The sequence below is a fragment of the Bisgaardia hudsonensis genome (assembly GCF_004345785.1).
Lineage (GTDB): Bacteria > Pseudomonadota > Gammaproteobacteria > Enterobacterales > Pasteurellaceae > Bisgaardia > Bisgaardia hudsonensis.
On sequence record NZ_SLXI01000003.1, the window covers coordinates 65,637 to 87,612 of the forward strand.

Here is a 21,976-nt window from a genome sequence, read left to right on the forward strand (position 1 = left end):
TTACTCTTATTGTAGATTAAAAATGTTAATTTTCAAAATTCTGAACGCACTTTATTTAAAAATTTTTTAATTCCCGATAATATCGGATTTTGAGATATACCATTTGATGATGAATAACTACCACTATCGACTTCATCTAAATGGTTATGATTAACATGCAATAATCCAACGACTGTCGAATACTGAGGTTTATTCACATAATCGGTTAAACCTGTAATATTCAAAGGACTTGCAATACGAACTTGTGTTCCAAAAACCTCTGATGCACATTCTTTTAAATCTTCAATTTGTGCACCGCCTCCCGTAATAACAACACCTGCAATTAGTTCAAATTTCATTTGCTTATTTTCTAATTCATCATGTAATTGCGCTAATTCACTTTTTACTACATTGAGTAAATCTTTATAACGAATAGATGTTACTAAAGATAACTGTTCCTTTGTTAATAGTCTTGGTGGTCTCCCCCCAATACTTGCTACTTCAATTTTCTTTTCAGGCTGTGTGCTAGGGGGATTAACTGCACTACCATAGGTAACTTTAATACTTTCAGCGCCAGCTCTTGAAGTTGCACAAGCTTTAGCAATATCATCTGTGATATAATTTCCTGCATAAGGAATAACTTTACTAAAGCGAATTGCCCCATCAGTGTAAACCACAATATCCATTGTGCCTGCACCAAAATCAATCAAACAAACACCTAATTCTTTTTCATCTTCCGTCAATACCGCTTCCGCTGAAGCATAACCAGAATAAACAATTTTATTCACTTTTAACTTACAACGCTCAACAGCTTTTTTTAGATTATTTAACCAATCTTGATGACAAGCAATTAAATGAGCTTGAGCTTTCAAACGTACACCTTGTAAACCTAGTGGATCTTTAATATTCACTTGTTTATCCACTGCATACTCTTGTGGAATAACGTGCAATAAAGAAAGTCCATCACCCATTCTTACTGAACTAGCGGTATGCATTGCTGCATCAATTTCATCTTGAGTCACTTCTCCGTCACTAATAGGAACAAAACCGCTTTCGTTCAAACTTTGAATATGTTCCCCTGTAATAGCTAAAGTAACACTCAATATTTGACTATCAGCAACAGATTCAGCAGAGTCAATAGCTCGTTGAATAGAGGTAACTACCGCACTTAAATCTGTAATACTGCCTTTATCAATACCTTTTGCAGGGCAACTTGCAGCGCCTAAAATATTTACAACACCATCAGGAAGTAATTCCCCAACAACAGCGACTACTTTTGATGTACCAATTTCTAAACCAACTACAATATTCTCATCTTTAGCCATTTTATCACTTCACAATATTCAAATTAATCATTCCTAATTGACATCAATTAAACCAACAGATGCACCAATACTATATCTCAAATCAATATAAAATAATCTTTTATTTTCTGGTATCTCGATTTGCGGATAAATGGTAACAAACCGATCCAACTTATCATTCCATTTACCCCGTCCCAACTTTAAAATAACATCATTATCTAAAGTTGCTTGCCAAGATCCTCTTTCATCAATACCTAATTCTTTTAATTTAATATCTTGTTTTTTAAGATAATTATTAATATATTCCCAACTTTCTAAAACCAACATGCTCTGATAATTAGGACCTGACAACCTAGGCAAATTGTTTTTTTTCAATCTGTCTGGCGGTAGCCTAAATATTTCCCCTTCTTTTGATACGGCACTAATATCGTTCCAAACGGCAACAGGTTCGTATTCAGATAGCCAAATACTTAACCGATCAGGCCAAATTTTACGAACAACAACATCTTTAACCCAAGGAATCGTCTTTATTTGTTCTTTTATTATATTTACATCTTGAGTAAAAAAACCTTTTAATGTTCCCATTTTTAGTAATTTATCTTTAACATCATCGTAAGTTGTAAATTCATTGCTACTCAGCAATGCAAAACCACTAATAGGTTTATTATCCAATTGATCTAAATAATACTGTTTATTAATGATAATATAAATTATTATTCCCAAAAGTAATATAAATAACAATTTTGCACGAGAGAAAGAGAACTTTTTTCTTATTCCCTTACGTGAATGCATAACCGTCTTATTACGCAAAACATTCATCAAGCACTAAGCTCCAAAATTTTAACAACCAAAGCATCAAAAGTATAGCCAGCAATAGCAGCTGATTTTGGAAATAAACTATGACTAGTCATACCTGGATTAGTATTTACCTCAACTAAACGAAACTCACCATTTTCATCAGTCATAACATCAATACGGCTCCAACCTCGACAACCAACCACATCGTAGGCTCTTTTTACTAATATTGCTAATTCTTGTTGCTTTTTTTCACTTAATCCAGCTGGACAAAAATATTGTGTATTATCTGAAATATACTTAGCATCATAGTCATAAAACTCACCCTCAGGTACAATTTTTACTGCTGGTAATATTTCACTACCCAATATAGGTACCGTAAATTCTTCCCCTGATAGCCATTCTTCAATTAATACGGTTTCATCATGTTTTAATGCCAATTCAACGGCACATTTTAAATCTTCAAGTTTTTTTACTTTTGTTAATCCCACACTAGAGCCTTCAAGAGAAGGTTTTACCATTAATGGCAAACCTAGTTTATTAACAATAGCTTGAGGATTTAATTCATGAAAATTTGCTTGAGTTACCACTTCCATATCTGCAACTGGTAACCCAAAGGCTTTCCACAACATTTTTGTACGCATTTTATCCATAGTCAAAGAAGAAGCCATCACACCACAACCAGTGTAAGGTATCCCTATTTGTTCCAAAAGACCTTGCATAGAACCATCTTCACCACCACGACCATGTAAAATATTAAATACGCGTTCAAATCCACATTCTTTTAATGTTACGATGGGAAATTCTTTAGGATCAATTGGATGTGCATCAAATCCCTGATCTCGTAATGATTTTAGTACTGCTGCACCAGAATTAAGAGAAACCTCACGCTCTGCAGATGTTCCACCCAGTAATACGGCAATTTTTTGTTGTTTTAATTCTTTTTTCATATTATTTTATCCATCATTCAAACTACTTAGACCAATGCTCTGCTAATAAGCGAGATAGCTTACTCACATTCCCCGCACCTTGAGCTAAAATCAAATCACCATCTTGTATTAATTGATCCATTATTTCAGGTAATTGATTATGATCGGTAACTAAAATAGGATCTATTTTTCCTAAATTTCGAATAGAGCGGCACAATGCTCTACTATCAGCACCAGTAATAGGGGCTTCACCTGCAGCATACACATCAAGCATTATTAACACATCAACTTGCGATAATACTTGTACAAAATCATCAAATAAATCTCTTGTTCTAGAATAACGATGAGGTTGAAAAATCATCACTATTCGTTTTTCTTGCCAACCTTGACGGGCGGCTAAAATAGTAACGCCTACTTCAGTAGGATGATGACCATAATCATCTACCAACATAACTTTTCCATTCGGACGACTAAATTCACCTAATTGATCAAAACGACGACCAGCCCCTTGAAAGTTAGCCAACGCAGATAGAATAGCCGTATTTTCAATCCCCTCTTCTTTTGCTACCACTAATGCCGCCGTAGCATTTAAGGCATTATGTTTTCCTGGTACATTTAATACAACCTCAATGCACTCATTATTTGGGGTGATGACTTTATAATTACCTTTAAAGCCAACTTGTTGATAGCCAGTAATGCGATAATCAGCATCTTCACTAAAACCATAGGTAATAATTTGACGCCCTACTTTAGCACGTAATTCCATTAATACATTGTCATCAGCGCACATTATTGCTAGCCCATAAAATGGTAAATTATGTAAGAAATTCACATAAGTCTGTTTCATTTCTTCAAAATCACCATGATAAGTTTCCATGTGATCAGGCTCAATATTAGTAACAACAGAAACCATTGGTTGCAAATGTAAAAATGAGGCATCACTTTCATCTGCTTCTGCAATTAAATAACGACTACAACCTAAATGGGCATTTGTTCCAACGGATTTAACTAATCCCCCATTAACAAAAGTCGGATCCAATCCAGCCTCAGCATAAATCATTGATACCATTGCAGTTGTGGTAGTTTTGCCATGAGTTCCCGCAATAGCTATACCATGACGAAAACGCATAATCTCAGCTAGCATTTGAGCACGTTGAATAACAGGGATATGATTTTGATGAGCCGTAACGACTTCAATATTATCCGCTTTAATTGCACTTGAAATAACTACAACACTCGCACCTTCAATATTTTCTGCTTGATGAGAAAAGAAAATAGTTGCACCTAATGATTTTAAACGAGCAGTTACTAAATTTTCAGCAATATCTGATCCAGTAACAACATAGCCCTCATTTAATAATACCTCGGCTATTCCCCCCATTCCTGCACCACCAATGCCGACAAAATGAATTTGGCTAACACGACGCATTCCCGGTACTAACTTTCTCACTGCTTTCTGAAACTCTACCATTTTTATTCCTAGCTATTCTAATTTTTTATTTTGCTACATCAATAATTACTTCCGCCACACGTTGAGCGGATAAAGGTTTAGACATAGCTTTTGCTTTTATTGCCATATCACATAATATGTTCCGATCTAATTGATTTAATAAATCAACCAATACATCAACATTTAAATCTGCTTGCTCTATAATTTTTGCCGCACCAACATCAGCCAAATATTTAGCATTTAAATATTGCTGCTTATCTTTATGTTGAAAAGGAACAAAAATTGCAGGTACACCTACCGCACTCAGCTCACAAACAGTTAATGCGCCAGAACGACAGACAACAATATCAGCCCAAGCATAAGCTTCTGCCATATCATCAATAAACTCTGTAACTTTGACATCAATATTGTTATAAAGTGCGGTGATTTTTTCTAAAGATCCTGCTCCGACTTGATGTCTAATGTCTAATTTATCCGACAATTTATCTGCTACTTTTGGTATTAATAAATTTAGAACTCTTGCACCTTGACTACCACCAACAACCAATAATCTTAACTTCCCTGTTCTGTTCTTAAAACGAACTTGAGGAACGGGTAATGTAAATAGATCTTGACGGACTGGATTGCCAACAACTTCAGCTTGAGGAAACGCAGTAGGAAAAGCTTGTAACACTTTAGTTGCAATTTTTGAAAGCCAATTATTTGTCAAACCAGCAACAGCATTTTGTTCGTGTAGCACTATTGGTACACCACACAACTTAGCGGCAATACCACCAGGACCAGAAACATAACCTCCCATACCTAATACTGCATTAGGTTGATACTCTTTTATTATTTTTCTTGCTTGGAAAATCGCTCGAATAATTGCAAATGGTGCTTTTAAAAGTGCATTGATACCTTTTCCTCTTAAGCCAGATATTTGAATAAATTTAATTGGAATATTATGTTTTGGAACTAATTGTGCTTCCATACGATCTTTTGTTCCAAGCCAACAAATATCCCAACCTAATTGCTGTAAATACTGGGCAACAGCAATGGCGGGAAATACATGACCACCAGTCCCCCCAGCCATAACTAATAATTTTTTCTTATCTGACACGCTACAATCCTTTATCTATTACTCTAATCGTCTCTAAGTATCGCATTACCAATAGTCATCTGTCTATTTTCATAATCTATTCGTAACAATATACTTACTGCCATAGACATAATAATCAAACTCGATCCACCATAACTAATTAATGGAAATGTTAAACCTTTTGTAGGCAATAAACCTAATGCCATCCCTAAATTGACGAACCCTTGAAAGAATATCCAAAAACTAATTCCAAATGCTAGAAATCCTTTAAAACGCTGTTCTAACAATAATGCATTTTTACCAATTGATAACGCCTTAAAAATCAGCAAACTTAATAAAATAATAATAACAAAAATACCAATCAGACCAAATTCTTCGCCAACAATAGCTAAAACAAAATCAGTATGAGGCTCAGGCAATGCGCCTAATTTTTGAATGGAATTGCCAAGTCCTTCACCAAAAAACTCACCTCTACCAAACGCCATTAAAGATTGACTTAATTGATAGCCATCGCCTAAATAATCTTGAAAAGGATCCATAAAACTAGTCATTCTTTTCCATCTATATTCCGATGTAACAACTAAAACACCAAATAATAATCCGCCAATTCCAATGAGAGCAAGAAATTGAAAAAGATGAGCACCAACGATAAACAGCATACAAAATGTAATCACAAATAACACAACCGTACTTCCTAGATCAGGTTGTTGAATAAGTAATACCCCCATTGTTCCCATTACTAATAAAGGCTTAAATGCACTTAGCTTTCTTGAGCGTACTTCATCGTAACGGCGAGTAAAATAGCCTGCTAAAAAACAAGTCAATGCTAATTTTGCAAATTCTGCAGGTTGAAAATTAAAATAAATAAGATTAATCCAACGTCTTGAACCATTAACTTTAGATCCTATACCAGGAATTAATACGATAATAAGTAAAAATAATGCTATCCAAAACATATAAACATGGTATTTCTTCCACGTTTCAGTATGAACTTTTAGAAAAACAAAAAAAGTGATCACTGATAAAAGAAAGTAGCTTAAATCCCTTTTTGTATAAAAAAATGGATTTTTATCCACTTCAGCAACAGATGCAGAAGACACAGCTACCACACCTACCAATAACAAAATAATAAATAACCAAAATAATCCCCTATCATAAAGTGAATTTTTTGGGGTTATTCTAAGCCAATCTTGGTAATTATCTTTGATCTTATCTAAAAAAGTCATTCCTTACTCTTTATATATTTTATTAATTTAATTTAGCTAATCTTGTAAATTCTTCACCACGTTTTTCAAAAGAAGTAAACTGATCTAAACTGGCACAAGCTGGTGAAAGTAGCACCATATCATTTTGATGTAAATGCTGTTTTATATTTTGTATCGCTTGTTCCATAGTGTCGAATAATTGGCTTTGTTTGGATAATTTTGCAAGTGCAGGACCATCTTGCCCAAAACAATAACAATAAATATTTGGTTGATTAATTAAATTTGATAATTCAGAAAAATCTGCACCTTTTCCATCTCCACCTAACAATAAGTGTAAATTACCTTCAACATACAACCCTGTTAATGCAGCAATAGTGCTACCAACATTCGTTGCTTTAGAATCATTTATCCAACGAATTCCATTTTCTTGATGAACTAATTGAAAACGATGATCTAAGCCTACATATTCGCGAAGTGCGGTCTTAATTCCAGATAAATTCATATCAACAGCTTGTGCCAATGCTACTGCGGATAAAGCGTTCATATTATTATGACGACCAACTAACTTCATCTCATTACAAGGTAAAATTACCTCATCTTTTACCATTAAATACTGTTTGCCATTTTCTGTTTTTAACCAATAATCAGCATTATTTTCCGCAAAGCTAACTTTTTTAACTACACTTGGGCTTGTTTCTTCTGTTAATGGATCCTCTCCATTAATCACTGCCACTTGGGCATTCTTATAAATTTTTAGTTTTGCCTGACGGTAATCTTCTAAATCTACATAGCGATTCATATGATCTTCCGTTACGTTCAATACCGTTGCGGCTGCGGCTTTTAAGCTATAAGTTGTTTCAAGTTGAAAACTTGATAATTCTAAAACATATAAATCATAATCTTGTTCAAGTAAAGATAATGCTGGAATACCAATATTTCCCCCCATTCCAACCTTAATACCACAAGCCTTCGCCATTTCTGTAACTAATGTAGTAACCGTACTTTTACCATTTGATCCAGTAATCGCAATAATTGGTTTAGTTACCGCACGACAAAATAATTCAATATCTCCAATTACCTCAACACCAGCTTGAAGTGCGGTCTGAATTTCTGGTGTTTTTACCGCTAATCCTGGACTAATAACAATTATGTCACTATCTAGTAGCCATTGTTGATTTAAACCACCAGTATAAAGCGGAATAGATTTATCTAATAATTCAATCCCCGTTGGATTTTTTCTTGTATCAATCACTCTTATATCTGCTTGCTGATTTTGTAAATAGCGGACACAAGACAATCCTGTTTTTCCTAAACCAATAATAGTAATTTTTTTATTTTGATATAGATTATTCATTTTATTTATCTCAACACTAACGTAATTTAAGCGTAACTAGCCCAAATAAGACTAACACTAAAGAAATAATCCAAAAACGAATGATTACTCTTGGTTCTGGCCACCCTTTTAATTCAAAGTGATGATGAATTGGTGCCATTCTAAAAATACGTTGTTTTCGTAATTTATATGATCCTACTTGTAAAATCACAGAAAGGGTTTCCATAACAAAAACGCCCCCCATAATAACCAGTAAAAATTCTTGACGAACCAATACAGCAACAACACCTAATGCTCCACCTAATGCTAATGAGCCAACATCCCCCATAAACACTTGAGCGGGATAAGTGTTAAACCATAAAAATCCCAATCCAGCACCAACAATTGCAGTACAAAATACAACAAGTTCAGAGGTATATTTAATATAAGGAATATATAAATATTTAGACCATTCTATATTTCCTGTTGCCCAAGCAATTAATGCAAAAGCAGCCGCCACAAAAACTGTAGGCATAATAGCTAAACCATCTAATCCATCAGTTAGATTAACCGCATTGCTGGTACCTACAATAACAAAATAAGCAAGAACAATATAAAAAATACCTAACTGAGGCATAATTTCTTTAAAAAATGGAACAACCAAACGGGTAGCATTAGTATCTTTACCCAGTAAATACATTCCAATAATGGCAATCAAAGCAATTGCAGATAACCAAAAATATTTCCAACGAGCAATCAAACCATCGGTATTTTTACGTGTAATTTTGCGATAATCATCAACAAAACCAACTGCTCCATAGCCAAACAGTACAAATAAACTAAACCAAATATAAGGATTAGCCAAATTAGCCCATAAAATTGTACTTACGCCTACGGAGAATAAAATCATCACTCCGCCCATTGTCGGTGTGCCTTTTTTACTTAAATGACTTTCTGGACCATCATTACGAATTTCTTGTCCAAATTTTAATAATTGTAATCGCCTAATCACATAGGGACCAATTAATAATGATATAAACAATGCTGTTAATAATGCTAATGCCGAACGCACAGTAATATATGAAATAACATTAAAGCCACTATAAAATTGCTGTAAATATTCAGCGAACCAAACTAACATTGAAAGCCCCTTCTAATGAATAGATCACATCTTCCATTTTCATTCGACGTGAACCTTTTGCCAATACCACCACTTTTTGATTATTTTCTAATTTACTTTTAACTAAGTTAATCAATTCTAATAATAAATCTACTTTATCCTCAAAATGCTGACCATTTTTTACAGCCGAAATAACCCGACTCTCTAAGCCAAAACTTATAATGATGTCAATATCGGATTGCTGAGTGTAGCTTGCTACTTGTTGATGACAATCTTTTGTTTTTTCACCCAATTCAGCCATATCACCTACAACAAGAATACGACAACTATCTTTATATCCTGCTAATACACTAATTGCAGACTGTAAAGAATCAACATTAGCATTATAAGTATCGTCTAATAACAATAAATTCTCACAAGGTTGAATAGGGTATAAACGGCCTTTTACCTGTGATTTTTTTTCTAAACCTTGTTTTACTTGTTGTAAAGTAGCGCCAACATTCATCGCCAAAGCAGTTGCTGCCAATGCATTACTGATATTATGTTTACCTAAATAAGGTAAATCAATTTCAACATTTCCACTTGGTGTATTCAAAATGAACGTTGCGCCTGATACGGTCAATAATATATTTTCTGCATAGTAATCAGCTTGAGAATTCACTAGTGAAAATGACCGCACTTTATGGCTAGCGATGCTTGTTTTCCATTGTTCTAAATAATGGCAATCTAAATTAATTATTGCGACACCATTTTCAGATAAGCCTAAATAGATTTCCCCTTTTGCTTGAGCTACCCCTGCGATACTACCAAAGCCTTCTAAATGTGCAGCTGCTACATTATTGACTAAAGCAACATCTGGATGGGTTAAATCTGTTGTATAAGCAATTTCACCAATATGATTCGCCCCTAGTTCAATTACTGCAAAACGATGTTGTTCAGTTAAACGTAGTAAAGTTAAAGGTACGCCAATATCATTATTAAAATTCCCTGAGGTAAATAATACATCGCTAGGATCTTGTACCATCTCTTGTAAAATAGCGGCAGTCATTTCCTTAACCGTAGTTTTTCCTGACGAACCTGTCATAGCAACGGTTTTAGGATTAATCGTTAACCTTAACCATTGAGCTAATTTACCTAAAGCTACTCGTGTATCTTTAACCACAATTTGTGGCACATTAACATCACATTGGTGATCAACAATAATAGCCGTACAACCTTGTTGAATCGCTTGTGCAAGATAGTTATGAGCATCAAAATTTTCACCTTTTAATGCAAAAAACAAACCATCTTCTACTGATATTCGGGTATCAGTACTAATATTTTCAACAAAAAGATCATTACCTATTAATTGACCATCTAAAATTTCTGCTATTTTTCTAAGGCTTAATTTAATCATTTTATTTGCCAAATACTTTTCTTATGACTTCCTGATCCGAAAAATGATGTTTAGTTGTACCAATAATTTGATAATTTTCGTGACCTTTACCAGCCACTAAAATAACATCATTTTCTACCGCACTTTCTAATGCATAAACAATTGCCTGCTCACGATGATGAATAACTTGAATATCTTGTGAATTTTTAAATCCCTTTAAAATATCTTCAATAATCATTTCGGGAGCTTCCGTTCTTGGATTATCATCAGTAATAATCACTTTATCCGCTAATTGCTCTGCTATTGTGGCCATTAATGGACGTTTACCTGTATCACGATCACCACCACAACCAAAAATACACCATAATTTCCCTTTGCAATGTATTCTTGCTGCTTGTAATGCTTTTTCCAATGCGTCTGGCGTATGAGCATAATCAACGATGGCAGTTATACCTTGTTGAGAAGTTAGCATTTCCATACGACCACAAACACCTTGTAATCGTGCAACTGTTGCAACTAATTCATCTAAGCCATAACCTAAAGAAAGTAAGGTTGCCATTACCAATAATAAATTATTTACATTAAATTCACCGATAAGTGCACTCTGTAATTGACCATTTCCCCAGCTTGACTCAAACCTAATTGAAACACCCTGACCGCTAAATTGCAGTGCGGTTGCTTTTAACCATAATTGATGAGTAGGTTGATAATTAGCATTACAGCTTACTGCAATAGCCTCTGGAAATTCATTTAACCATTGTTCTCCGACTTTATCATCAGCATTAATAATCTTATATTTACAATCAAGTTCTGCAAATAAACGTTTTTTAGCCGAAGCATAATGTTCCATTGTATGATGATAATCTAAATGATCTCTGCTCAAATTAGTAAAAATACCAGCAGAAAAATGTAGCGCCTCTACTCTATGCTGAACTAAACCATGAGAAGAAACTTCAATCGCAGCAAAATCCGCATTTTCTTTCACAAAACGACTCAATGAGGATTGAATATCAACGGCAGATCCTGTGGTATTTACAGCCTCCTCGACTTTTCCATATAAACCATTACCAATAGTCCCCATCACTGCACTTTTATGACCAAGTATCGTTGTCCATTGAGCTAATAACTGAGCAATGGTTGTTTTACCATTTGTACCAGTTACACCAACAAGTGTTAATTTTTTGGAAGGAGATTGATAAAAGCAATCTGCAATTTTAGAAAGATTATATTGAAGAGAATAATACGCAATTAAAGGAACATTATTTGTATAAGATATTTGTAAGTGTTCTTCCAAAGAATCAGCCTCAAAAAGTACCGCACTAGCACCATTATTTATAGCTTGTGGAATAAATTTTCTAGCATCAAGTTGATGTCCCTTAATAGCGACGAAAAGACAGCCAGTCTTCACAGAGCGGCTGTCTAAAGTCATATCATTCAGCTCAACAATGTCATCCAGTTGAACATCTAATAATTCTGTTAATTTAGGCATAATATTTCACACTTAATATATTTCCCATTAAATCTAGTTAATACTTTTTGTCGGTAATTTTTTATCATTTAGATATACTGTTCGTCTGACCGTTTTTTGTTGATCATCTCGATCAGGCATTACATTATTACTACGTAAAGCATATTCCATAATACTTGAAAAAACAGGTGCGGATACGGCTCCACCATAATATTTTCCAGCTTTCGGTTCATTAATAAGCACAACCAACGCATAACGCGGATCTGAAATAGGTGCTAAACCTGCGGTAAAAGCAATATACTTATCAACATATTTACCCTTCTCTAATTTCTTAGCTGTACCTGTTTTTACTCCAACACGATAGCCATCAACCATTGCGTGTTTATTTTTTATCGCCACTTTTTCTAAAATATTAACAATATCTTTAGTAATTTTTTCAGAAAAAACTCTATTTCCTATTACTGGCGGATCAACTTTGGTAATAGATAATGGTCGATAAATACCAAAGCTTCCTAAAGTAGCGTAAGCACGGGCAATTTGTAATGGCGTTGCATTAATACCATAACCAAAAGCAACATTAGCACGTTCAATATCAGACCAACGTTTACGATTGGCATTAAGAATTCCTGATTGCTCACCAATTAAACCTAAATTAGTTGCTTTTCCTAAGCCGATACTACCATAAGTATCCATTAGTACATTCGGAGGCATTCTAAGTGCAATACGGCTTACGCCTCGGTTACTAGAATTTTCGAGTATTTCATCAAGGGTTTGTTTATCTCTTGGTGCAACATCTCTGATACTTGAACCATTCAAAACTAATGAGCTAGTATCAATAACTTCATTTCGGCGTACTGCATTACGCTCTAATGCAGTTAATACAACAAAAGGTTTAACCGTTGAACCTGGTTCAAATGTATCGGTTATCGCTCTATTTCGAGTAAACTCAGGTTTTAATCCCACCCTATTATTTGGATTATAAGAAGGGGCATTTGCCATTGCTAATACTTCTCCAGTACGTACATCAACCAAAACTGCCGTACCTGATTCTGCATTATTTTCTAATACTGCCTTTTTAATCTCACGATATACCACTGTCTGAAGTTTTTGATCAACACTTAAAATAACATCATTAGGTGAATGCATTTTTATATTTTCTATGTCTTCAACTACGTGACCAAAACGATCTCTTCGATAAGTTCTAGAGCCAGCTTTACCGATTAATAATGAATTAAAACTCTTCTCTACACCTTCTATACCACGACCACTATCAACATCTGTATAACCAATCAAATGAGCAATTTCCTCACCTTTGGGATAAACCCGTTTATCTTCTTTTTTAACAACTACACCCGTAATTTTTAGATCTTTTATGTAATCAGCAACTGTCGATGATACCTTTCTAGATAAATAAACAAAGCGAGACTTAGCATTACTTTCTATTTTCCTAATGACATTATGGTAAGGTATATCTAAGGATTTAGATAACATCTGCCAACGTTCTTTATCCTGTAACGAATGATGCTCAAAAATAAGTTTTGGATCGGCGGTTATGGAATACATTGGGACACTCGCAGCCAATAATTCACCATTACGATCTCGAATAGTCCCTCTAGGTGGTACCACTTTTTTCTTCGCCAATGTTCTTTTATCCGCCTCAGTAATTAACTCTGCTGAATTAATTACTTGAACATAAGTAGCTCGAACAATTAAGGACATTAAACACGACACAACAAAAATAATAATAAAACTAAATCGTCCCCTTAAAAAACTTTTATCAAAAGTTATTTTAGGTTTATTGCGTTTAGCTTGACTAATATTTCGTTTTATATTGGTATTCTTCACTGATTTTCTCGTGTCCTTAACCATATTCGCACCTATTCAATAAGTATCACTTCTTTTTCTGGCTGAATTTTTTCCATATTTAATTTAAATTTTGCAATCGCTTCTATTCTTGTATTATCTGTTAACGTCACTTCTTCTAACTGCAAATTCCTAAATTCATTCTGAATCGCTTGTCGCTGTAACAATAAATTTTCTTTTTCTATAACCAACAATCTTGTTTGGTAGGTCATCCATATTGTGCCAATAGCAGAACAAAAAACAGCTAAAACAAGCACGATCAACAACTTATTATCACGAAATAAATCATCAATAACTATTTTTAACAACGGATAACGCTCTGATGAATCTAACATTATATTTTTTCCGCTACTCTTAATACTGCACTTCTAGAACGACTATTAACTTGAATTTCTTGCTCTGTCGGCATAATTGCTTTACCAATAATTTTCAGTGTTTGATTACGTTGAATCTGATCTTCTCGTAAAGGTAATCCTTTTGGTACTACATCGCCCTTACTTTGTTTACGCATAAAATGCTTAACCATACGATCTTCCAAAGAATGAAAACTAATAACAGACAAGCGCCCTTTAGGAGCAAGCACCGCCACAGCCGCGACTAAAACCTGTTCCAACTCATCTAATTCTGAATTAATAAAAATTCTAATTGCTTGAAAACTACGAGTTGCTGGGTGTTTATGCTTATCTTTAAAAGGAACAGAATTAGCAATTAAATTAGCTAATTGTAAAGTACTATTTAATGGGTCTTTGCCATTCTGTAACGCATTTTTATTATAATTAACGATAGATTGAGCAATACGTTTTGCAAAACGTTCCTCACCAAAAGTTTTTAACACCCAAGATAAATCTTGCTCTGAAACTTGTTGTAGCCATTCGCTAGCTGATAATCCCTGTGTTGTATCCATTCTCATATCTAATGGACCATCTCTCATAAAACTAAAGCCACGCTCGGCCTCATCTAATTGCGGTGATGAAACCCCAAGATCGAGTAAAATTCCATCTATTTTTCCAACTAATCCAAGTTTTTCACAAATTTGAGGTATTTCAGAAAAACTATTATGTTCTATATGAAAACGCGGATCTTCTATCTTTTTAGCTTCAGCTATCGCTCGAGGATCACGATCAATAGCAATTAATCGTCCTTGTTTTGAAAGTTTAGATAAAATATAACGAGAATGTCCACCACGACCAAATGTACCATCAATATAAATACCATTGTCCTTCAAACATAGACCTTCTACTGCTTCATTTAATAAAACAGTAAAGTGTTCCGATGATGAAAAAACATTCTGTATAGTCATTATTAACCTAGTGATAATTAATTATATTTTGAGTAAAGCGGTGGATTACACCGCTTTATTTTGCTAGTACGACTGTTAGTACAGTCATCTTATTGTATTACTTATATGGATAGAGAATGCAGTGCTTCAGAAGTAGAAAGCTTACCGCTATAGCCTAACGTAATATCTTTTTCTATCTGAGCTTGCCATTCAGACTCGCTCCAAATTTCAAATTTATTTAATTGTCCAACCAACATAATGGTTTTATCTAACTTTGCATACTGACGAAGTAAAGAACTTAATAATACTCGCCCACTTTTATCTAACTCACATTCAGTAGCATATCCTAACATCACTCTCTTCACGCTACTCTGTAAATCATCAAAATCAGATAAAGCTAATAATTTTTGTTCTACCATTTCCCATTCAGTTAAAGGATAAAGTAGTAAACAAGGTTTACGAACATCTGCAGTACATACCATTTGACCTTGATCATTTTCAAAGATCTCTGGACGATAACGAGTAGGAATTGCCATTCGTCCCTTTGAATCTAGATTGATCGCTGATGCACCACGAAACATCTCATTGCCTTAATTATTTATGCAAAAATAGTTTAAAATGAAAAACCACACTTAATTTGGAAAAATTTACCACAAAAAACCACTTTTCACCACCCGAAAGTGTATTATTTGTTAAATAAAGTTGCAAGTATTTTAAAAGTTATGATTGTAAAGTTTTGTAAGTTTTAATAGAAAAGAAACTTTTAGGTAGGAAAAAAGACATAACATATCCAAATAAAAAATTATCGTTATTTTAAAACTAAAAATCACTAAAAAATTAACCGCACTTTTACTCTGTAAAATGATAGACACCACAGAAAAGAAATATATCTAAAGCTCTTTATTAAATCATAGAAAATATATATAACACTATGGATTAAAAGTAAATTTCTTTCTATAAACATAAAAATTATATTGATATTTTTCCATATTAAATTAGAATTAGATCGCATTTTAACTGTTTAATAAAAAGAGGTTTTTATGAATGCTGTATGGCTTATGTTAGTCGGTTTTGCCGCCTTTGGCTTTGGTTGGTTCATTTATTCACGCTTCTATGCTTCAAAGGTCTTAGAGCTTGATGATAAATTTGTTACACCTGCACATCAATATAGGGATAATGTAGATTTCGTCCCTGCAAATAAATTTGTTCTCTGGGGACACCATTTTACTGCTGTTGCCGGTGCGGCACCAATAGTTGGTCCAGCCATTGCTGTTCAGTGGGGCTGGCTTCCTGCATTTTTATGGGTTGTTCTTGGCACTATCTTTTTTGCTGGTATCCATGATACTTCAGCACTTTGGGCAAGTGTGAAAAACGAAGGTAAAAGTATAGGAACGATATGTACACGCTTTGTAGGAAACAAAGTTGGTCAACTTTTCATGGTGGTTATATTCCTAGTACTATTAATGGTAAATGGTGCCTTTGGTGTAATTATCGCTAAAGAAAGTGTCGAACATACAAGTACAATTATTCCTGCTTGGGGTGCTGTTGTGATAGCACTACTAATGGGGCAAGCTATGTACAAGTTTAAAATGAAACTTGTTCCAGTTACTATTGTTGCAGTTATCGCACTTTATGCACTTGTTCCTCTTGGTGTCGCTGTACCAGTAAGTTTACCTGATTCTCTATTTGGGCTTAACCAAAACGCTCAATGGGTTGTTTTACTTTATATTTATGCTGGTATCGCTTCGATCCTTCCAGTATGGGCATTATTACAACCTAGAGATTATGTAAATGGCATTCAGCTTTTTGTTGGCTTAATATTACTATATGCAAGTATTATTATCGTACACCCAGATGTCTCTGCACCAAGTATTATACCTGCAATTACGGATAATCCAGGTGGGTGGCATATGTTAGTTCCTGTTCTTTTCATTACAGTTGCTTGTGGAGCAATAAGTGGCTTCCACGGGATAGTAAGTTCAGGCACAACCTCAAAACAAGTTGATAAAATGAAAGATGTTCGTTTTGTTGGCTATTTAGGTGCAATGGGTGAAGGTTCTTTAGCGCTAGCAACTATTATTGCTTGTGTAGCAGGTTTAAGCCTTGTCAATGCGGACTTAAGTATAGATACTTGGGCTAATTTATACAAAGGTGGAGTGGCTAGCTTCGTATCTGGTGGTGGTGCTATCATTTATGAAGGTCTTGGTATTCCAAGAGAAGCTAGTGCAACTTTACTTTCTCTTATGGTTATTCTTTTTGCTGCAACCACAATGGATGCAGGCATCCGTCTTCAAAGATATATCATTCAAGAATGGGGCGATATCTATAATATCAGTTTCTTAAGAGGTAAGGGTGTAGCGACTATCGTTGCAGTAGCAACTTCTTTTGCTATCTCAATGAATGGTGTAAGTGATGGTAAAGTGGCAATTTGGCCATTGTTTGGTGCAACAAACCAATTACTAGCAAGCCTTACTCTTATGGTTACAGCAGTTATCTTGCTAAAATCTAAAAAATTTAGTGGTAGCCTTGTGGTACTTGTGCCAATGAGTTTCATACTTATTATGAGTTTCTGGGGTGCAATTATAAAATTAGGCGACTACTACAGTGCTGAAAATTATCTACTTACAACGCTAAATGCAATTGTTATAGTGGTAACATTGCTTGTTGTGTTATCTGCACTTAAAGTTATTAGTCAAATTTTATCAGAGAAAAAAGCCTCTGCTTAACTCCCTAATCCTGTCTTGTTATTTAGAGCAAGGCAGGATTTTTCTAAGGAATAAATAAATGATAAAAAAAATCCTTCGATTTTCGGAAGAATTGGAGCGTTTTTATGTCGGAATGCATAAAAGTGCCATAATGAAAGAAAATGCTGAAATTGATGATTTTTTTATGATTATCGCTTTCAGTGAAATTTATGGTATTGAAAATCCATATTCACTTTATACACTTGAAATGCTTCCCGCTCTAATGCCGAGATTCCATCGTTGGCACCAAAAGGTCGGGCTAAAACACGCGTTTTTTGAAAATTTTCCATGCAGTTGTTGTTGCTAAAGTAAAGGGTTGATATGAATAACATAAAACTTCCTAAAATACTATTTGTCGGGGGAAAGGGGGGGGTTGGTAAAAGTACAACCTCAAGCTCTATCGCAATGTCGTTGTCAAGTGGAGAAAACCCAAATAAAGTATTACTTGTCTCTACCGATCCCGCTCATAACTTAGGTGATATTTTTGATGTAAATTTTAAAAATAGTATCACAAAAGTAAACGAGAATTTGAGTATAATTGAAATTGACTCCTCTCTTGAAGCAAAAAATTATGTTCAACAAGTTGCCAAAAATATGAGGGGATTTGTTAGTGCATCTAGTTATGGACGTATAGATGATTATTTTGCCAAAGTTGCTGATAGTTCATCTACGCTTGAAGCAGCCCTTTTTGAAAGACTCACCACAATCTTAACCAATGAAGCTAATGATTATGATTACATTATAATTGATACCGCACCCACTGGGCATACGCTCAGACTATTCTTTATGCCAAAAGAGCTTAGAGATTGGAGTAAAACCTTACTTAGTATGCAAGAACGCGGTGGTATGAGTGAAAAAGTATTAGGGCATTTAGAAGGTGGAAGTAAAAATAGATTTAGTGATCCTGATGGTTTTATAAGAGGACAACTGATTGAAACACTTGATGAACGATACAACCGTTATAGTGCCTTTTCAAATTTAGTTAAAGATCCAAATCAATGCGGCATAATTTTAGTATTAAACGCCTCAAAACTAGCTATTGCTGAAACTCAACGAGCTATACAGAGTTTAAGCCAAAAGGGATTAAAGCCTTATGCCATAGTTCTAAATAAAGTCCTACCTACTGATTCAGCAGATGATTTTTTAAGTTCAAGAATTGCACAAGAATCGGAATATGTGTTACAAAGCGATGAAATATTTCGTAATTATCGCTATGCTAAAATGCCACTATTTAAACAAGATATAATAACAAAAGACAGTCTTAAGATTTTCGGGGATACCCTACTGAAAATTATAAATAAATAATCCTTATAGTGTATAACTCTCGTTATTCAATGGTAATTTTATCAATAACCTGTGTTATACACTTAATGTTATTCAAATAACTGAGGAATTATCAATATCTTGTAACGTTCTATTGGTATTCCCGTAGCATTTTTTTTACTTCTTCTCGACATCGTTTTAACCAATATTTATACCCTAAATCTTCTGCCAAATATTCTTTATAGTATTTATACCTTTTTAAAAAAGGATAATCAGCCTCATCAGATAATAACAGCAGTCGCTGAATAGAAGCCCAAGAGCTTGAAAAAGTGCGGTGGTAATTTGCAAAGTTTTCTAAAATAATTTTATCTGTCTCACAAAATATTAAATCTTTACAATTTTCCTGAAATTGCTCTCTTAATGGATGTTCGATCAGTGCAACATTTCGTTTAAATTCATTGACTGCTTGATTACAAAAAACTGTTCCTCGCTCAGTTAAACCTCGAATAGCTACTACAGAATAACTTCCACTACTCGCCTCTTTTTTATCACCAATATGGACAATATCAAAACCACAAATCCGCCAAAAATATGCTAATTCCTTGGTATAACCAAAACTTACTGATAAAAAATCTATTTGTTGTTCAAGATCTTTTACCAACTGAGCAATAAGTGATTTTCCTATCCCTTGATTTTGATAACAAGGTTGTACCGCAATTCTTGAAATACGTCTTGAAGTTAATTGACAAGCCTCTAATAAATTTGTTTGTTGTGTTAATACTTGTGCAACTAAATTACCTTTTGGACGACGAATACCACGCTGAATATCAAGAATTAGATCCACATCTTGCATATTTCCTTCTTCTAACGACCAAATACAACCAATTAATTGATTTTCAATATAAGCCAGTTGAAAATGTTGTTTTGGTGCGTCAAATAAACGACGTAAATCTAAAGGGGAAGTACGATAATGTGCTAATGTTAATAAACCATATAGCTGTTCTATTTGTTTACTTTCAACTAGTATTTGTTGCTTAATATTTTTAATTTCTACTTTGGATTCAACCGCACTTTGTAAAAAAATATTATCACTAATCTGATTTTCCGCTTCTAATAATAACAATGTATCAATAAATTGTTCCAACAGATCATTTTCTTGCCAACGTAATGGTTCAACTAATTCAAAATGCTGTAAAGTGCGGTTAATTTTAGGAATAAATTTTAATAAAAATCCTCGTCCTGTTCCTTCATAGCTTTGAATGGTTGTCGTACACAAAACACCTTTGAAATATTGAATTAATTTTTGTAATAAAGCTAATGGCAACATTGCCGCTTCATCAATAACCAAAAATTTATGTTTAAAAATTTCTGGATTTTCTGTAACTTGTTCGAGCAATAAATCAGGTGCAATGAAATCTAAAGGTCTAGATGAAAATTCTTGTAAAATTTTGACCGCACTTTTATTTGGTGCAGTTACTATAACTTCGTCAATTTGCTCCGCTAATAAACCCGCCAATGCAGATTTTCCTCGTCCTCTTTTTGCCGTTACCACATAAATATCTGCATCAAATTTCAAAATCTCATTAATAATTTTTTGCTGACTAGCTGTTGCCAATTTCTTATTTTTAGGCAATTTTTTCTCAGTTTGTAAGGATAAAGGAATAGCTAAATCAGCTGATTGAAAATACACAGGAAAATGGAATTGCTGAATTTTTTGTTGAAAAAATTGCCTAAAATAAGGCGTTGCGATTGCTTGAGTTTTCCCCGACCAACGTAAACTATCTAAATCTTTTTGATCAGAAAAATCTTGCCAAGAATTGACGATAATGACCAATAAGCCACCCGATTTTAGCGTACCACTAGCAATCGCTAATGCATCTAAATTTAAGCTATAACGGGCATCGTAGATAATACAATCTAACTCTTGTCCTAATTTATTCTTTGCTTTATTAAAAGGGATAAACGAAACAAACTCATTTTGGTATAATAACGGCGTATTTTCTTGATAAAAAACGACCGCACTTTGAATTATAATTTGCTGAGGTTGTTTATCAAAAAAGCGGTCTAATTGAGTTTTTAGCCAATTATCATTGCCAACTAATAATGAGAGTTGTCGAGTTTGCATCAATCTTTTTCTATTAAATAAGGATCATCAAATCCAAGAGATTGCATAATTTCTGTTTCTAAGGATTCCATTTCTTCCGCTTCATTATCTTCAATATGATCATAGCCGAGTAAATGCAAACTACCGTGTACAACCATATGTGCCCAATGTGCCATTAATGGTTTTCCTTGTTCTTCAGCCTCTTTCTCTACCACTTGACGACAAATGACCAAATCCCCTAATAAAGGCAATTCCACTTCATCAGGACATTCAAAAGGGAAAGATAATACATTCGTTGATTTATCTTTGCCACGATATTGAAAATTTAATTGATGACTTTCTTCTTCATCAACAATTCTTACTGTCATCTCAGGTTCAGTATTTTCAGCACGAATTGCCGCTATCGCCCATTTTTGAATTTGTTGCTCAGTGGGTAAATTGGTAGTATCTTCACTAGCAATTTGTAAATCTATAATCACGTTATTCATCTATTTACTCGACTACATTATTTAAACCAATCTGAAAAGTCATTGTACCTATAAATTTCAATCTTTTCATAAATTTTATGATAGAACACTAAAAATATGCAAATCATAATATAGCAATAACCAATTCTCCAAATAATTATTTCTTACCGCATTTGTTTCACTTTATTTACAAATTTTATTATTAAATAATTTAATATAAAGCAACATATAATTTTTCATA

General features: G+C 34.0%; 19 protein-coding genes. 3 read left to right on the top strand and 16 right to left on the bottom strand.

The genetic code is table 11. The features are described 5' to 3' along the window. Positions 1–32: 32 nt before the first annotated feature. The 14 genes from ftsA to mraZ all read right to left on the bottom strand — a co-directional run bounded on the left by ftsA (position 33) and on the right by mraZ (position 15,738). Positions 33–1,304, bottom strand: coding sequence for a cell division protein FtsA (ftsA, locus tag EV697_RS05090; RefSeq protein WP_132023328.1), 1,272 nt, complete (start codon positions 1,302–1,304; stop codon positions 33–35). A gap of 33 nt (positions 1,305–1,337) precedes the next feature. After that, positions 1,338–2,102: a cell division protein FtsQ/DivIB gene (locus EV697_RS05095; protein ID WP_132023330.1), complete on the bottom strand. Its 765-nt coding sequence runs from the start codon at positions 2,100–2,102 to the stop codon at positions 1,338–1,340. Then, the gene (locus EV697_RS05100; RefSeq protein ID WP_132023332.1) at positions 2,102–3,028 is read right to left on the bottom strand and encodes a D-alanine--D-alanine ligase; all 927 of its coding nucleotides are present in this window, start codon (positions 3,026–3,028) and stop codon (positions 2,102–2,104) included. Before EV697_RS05100 ends, EV697_RS05095 begins: the two co-directional genes overlap by 1 nt. A gap of 22 nt (positions 3,029–3,050) precedes the next feature. Next, positions 3,051–4,478: a UDP-N-acetylmuramate--L-alanine ligase gene (gene murC / locus EV697_RS05105; RefSeq protein ID WP_132023334.1), complete on the bottom strand. Its 1,428-nt coding sequence runs from the start codon at positions 4,476–4,478 to the stop codon at positions 3,051–3,053. Positions 4,479–4,503: 25 nt separating this feature from the next. Beyond that, complete coding sequence (murG, locus tag EV697_RS05110) at positions 4,504–5,556, bottom strand: undecaprenyldiphospho-muramoylpentapeptide beta-N-acetylglucosaminyltransferase (RefSeq protein ID WP_132023336.1); 1,053 nt, start codon at positions 5,554–5,556, stop codon at positions 4,504–4,506. 23 nt (positions 5,557–5,579) lie between these two features. Beyond that, positions 5,580–6,761: a putative lipid II flippase FtsW gene (gene ftsW / locus EV697_RS05115; RefSeq protein WP_132023338.1), complete on the bottom strand. Its 1,182-nt coding sequence runs from the start codon at positions 6,759–6,761 to the stop codon at positions 5,580–5,582. Between the two features lie 22 nt (positions 6,762–6,783). Continuing rightward, positions 6,784–8,094 carry a UDP-N-acetylmuramoyl-L-alanine--D-glutamate ligase gene (murD, locus tag EV697_RS05120; protein ID WP_132023340.1) on the bottom strand — a complete coding sequence of 437 codons (1,311 nt, stop codon included), beginning with the start codon at positions 8,092–8,094 and terminating at the stop codon, positions 6,784–6,786. A gap of 16 nt (positions 8,095–8,110) precedes the next feature. Then, on the bottom strand, positions 8,111–9,193 hold the full coding sequence (mraY, locus tag EV697_RS05125) for a phospho-N-acetylmuramoyl-pentapeptide-transferase (protein ID WP_132023342.1): 1,083 nt from the start codon (positions 9,191–9,193) through the stop codon (positions 8,111–8,113). After that, positions 9,174–10,568, bottom strand: coding sequence for a UDP-N-acetylmuramoyl-tripeptide--D-alanyl-D-alanine ligase (gene murF, locus EV697_RS05130; RefSeq protein ID WP_132023344.1), 1,395 nt, complete (start codon positions 10,566–10,568; stop codon positions 9,174–9,176). The genes mraY and murF overlap by 20 nt, the downstream gene beginning before the upstream one ends. Before the next feature lies 1 nt (position 10,569). Beyond that, positions 10,570–12,036: a UDP-N-acetylmuramoyl-L-alanyl-D-glutamate--2,6-diaminopimelate ligase gene (gene murE, locus EV697_RS05135; protein WP_132023346.1), complete on the bottom strand. Its 1,467-nt coding sequence runs from the start codon at positions 12,034–12,036 to the stop codon at positions 10,570–10,572. Between the two features lie 33 nt (positions 12,037–12,069). Continuing rightward, on the bottom strand, positions 12,070–13,884 hold the full coding sequence (locus EV697_RS05140; RefSeq protein ID WP_132023348.1) for a penicillin-binding transpeptidase domain-containing protein: 1,815 nt from the start codon (positions 13,882–13,884) through the stop codon (positions 12,070–12,072). An 8-nt stretch (positions 13,885–13,892) separates the two neighbouring features. After that, on the bottom strand, positions 13,893–14,213 hold the full coding sequence (gene ftsL / locus EV697_RS05145) for a cell division protein FtsL (RefSeq protein ID WP_132023350.1): 321 nt from the start codon (positions 14,211–14,213) through the stop codon (positions 13,893–13,895). Beyond that, on the bottom strand, positions 14,213–15,178 hold the full coding sequence (rsmH, locus tag EV697_RS05150) for a 16S rRNA (cytosine(1402)-N(4))-methyltransferase RsmH (RefSeq protein ID WP_132023352.1): 966 nt from the start codon (positions 15,176–15,178) through the stop codon (positions 14,213–14,215). Before rsmH ends, ftsL begins: the two co-directional genes overlap by 1 nt. Before the next feature lie 101 nt (positions 15,179–15,279). Next, a complete protein-coding gene (gene mraZ / locus EV697_RS05155; RefSeq protein ID WP_132023354.1) occupies positions 15,280–15,738 on the bottom strand; it encodes a division/cell wall cluster transcriptional repressor MraZ in 459 nt (152 codons plus the stop codon). A 459-nt stretch (positions 15,739–16,197) separates the two neighbouring features. Between mraZ and EV697_RS05160 the strand changes: the two genes are divergently transcribed. From EV697_RS05160 to EV697_RS05170, 3 genes are read left to right on the top strand one after another with little or no spacing between them, the layout of a single operon-like run. Continuing rightward, positions 16,198–17,883, top strand: a complete 1,686-nt coding sequence (locus EV697_RS05160) for a carbon starvation CstA family protein (RefSeq protein WP_132023356.1) — start codon at positions 16,198–16,200, stop codon at positions 17,881–17,883. Positions 17,884–17,941: 58 nt separating this feature from the next. Further along, on the top strand, positions 17,942–18,208 hold the full coding sequence (locus EV697_RS05165; RefSeq protein ID WP_132023358.1) for a cory-CC-star protein: 267 nt from the start codon (positions 17,942–17,944) through the stop codon (positions 18,206–18,208). 14 nt (positions 18,209–18,222) lie between these two features. Further along, positions 18,223–19,206 carry an ArsA family ATPase gene (locus EV697_RS05170; protein WP_132023360.1) on the top strand — a complete coding sequence of 328 codons (984 nt, stop codon included), beginning with the start codon at positions 18,223–18,225 and terminating at the stop codon, positions 19,204–19,206. Positions 19,207–19,315: 109 nt separating this feature from the next. Here the strand turns inward: EV697_RS05170 and EV697_RS05175 are convergent, their stop codons facing one another. Together EV697_RS05175 and ybeY are read right to left on the bottom strand one after the other, a co-directional pair. Continuing rightward, positions 19,316–21,289 carry a tRNA(Met) cytidine acetyltransferase TmcA gene (locus EV697_RS05175; RefSeq protein ID WP_132023362.1) on the bottom strand — a complete coding sequence of 658 codons (1,974 nt, stop codon included), beginning with the start codon at positions 21,287–21,289 and terminating at the stop codon, positions 19,316–19,318. Continuing rightward, positions 21,289–21,756 carry an rRNA maturation RNase YbeY gene (gene ybeY, locus EV697_RS05180; protein WP_132023364.1) on the bottom strand — a complete coding sequence of 156 codons (468 nt, stop codon included), beginning with the start codon at positions 21,754–21,756 and terminating at the stop codon, positions 21,289–21,291. Before ybeY ends, EV697_RS05175 begins: the two co-directional genes overlap by 1 nt. Positions 21,757–21,976: the final 220 nt, after the last annotated feature.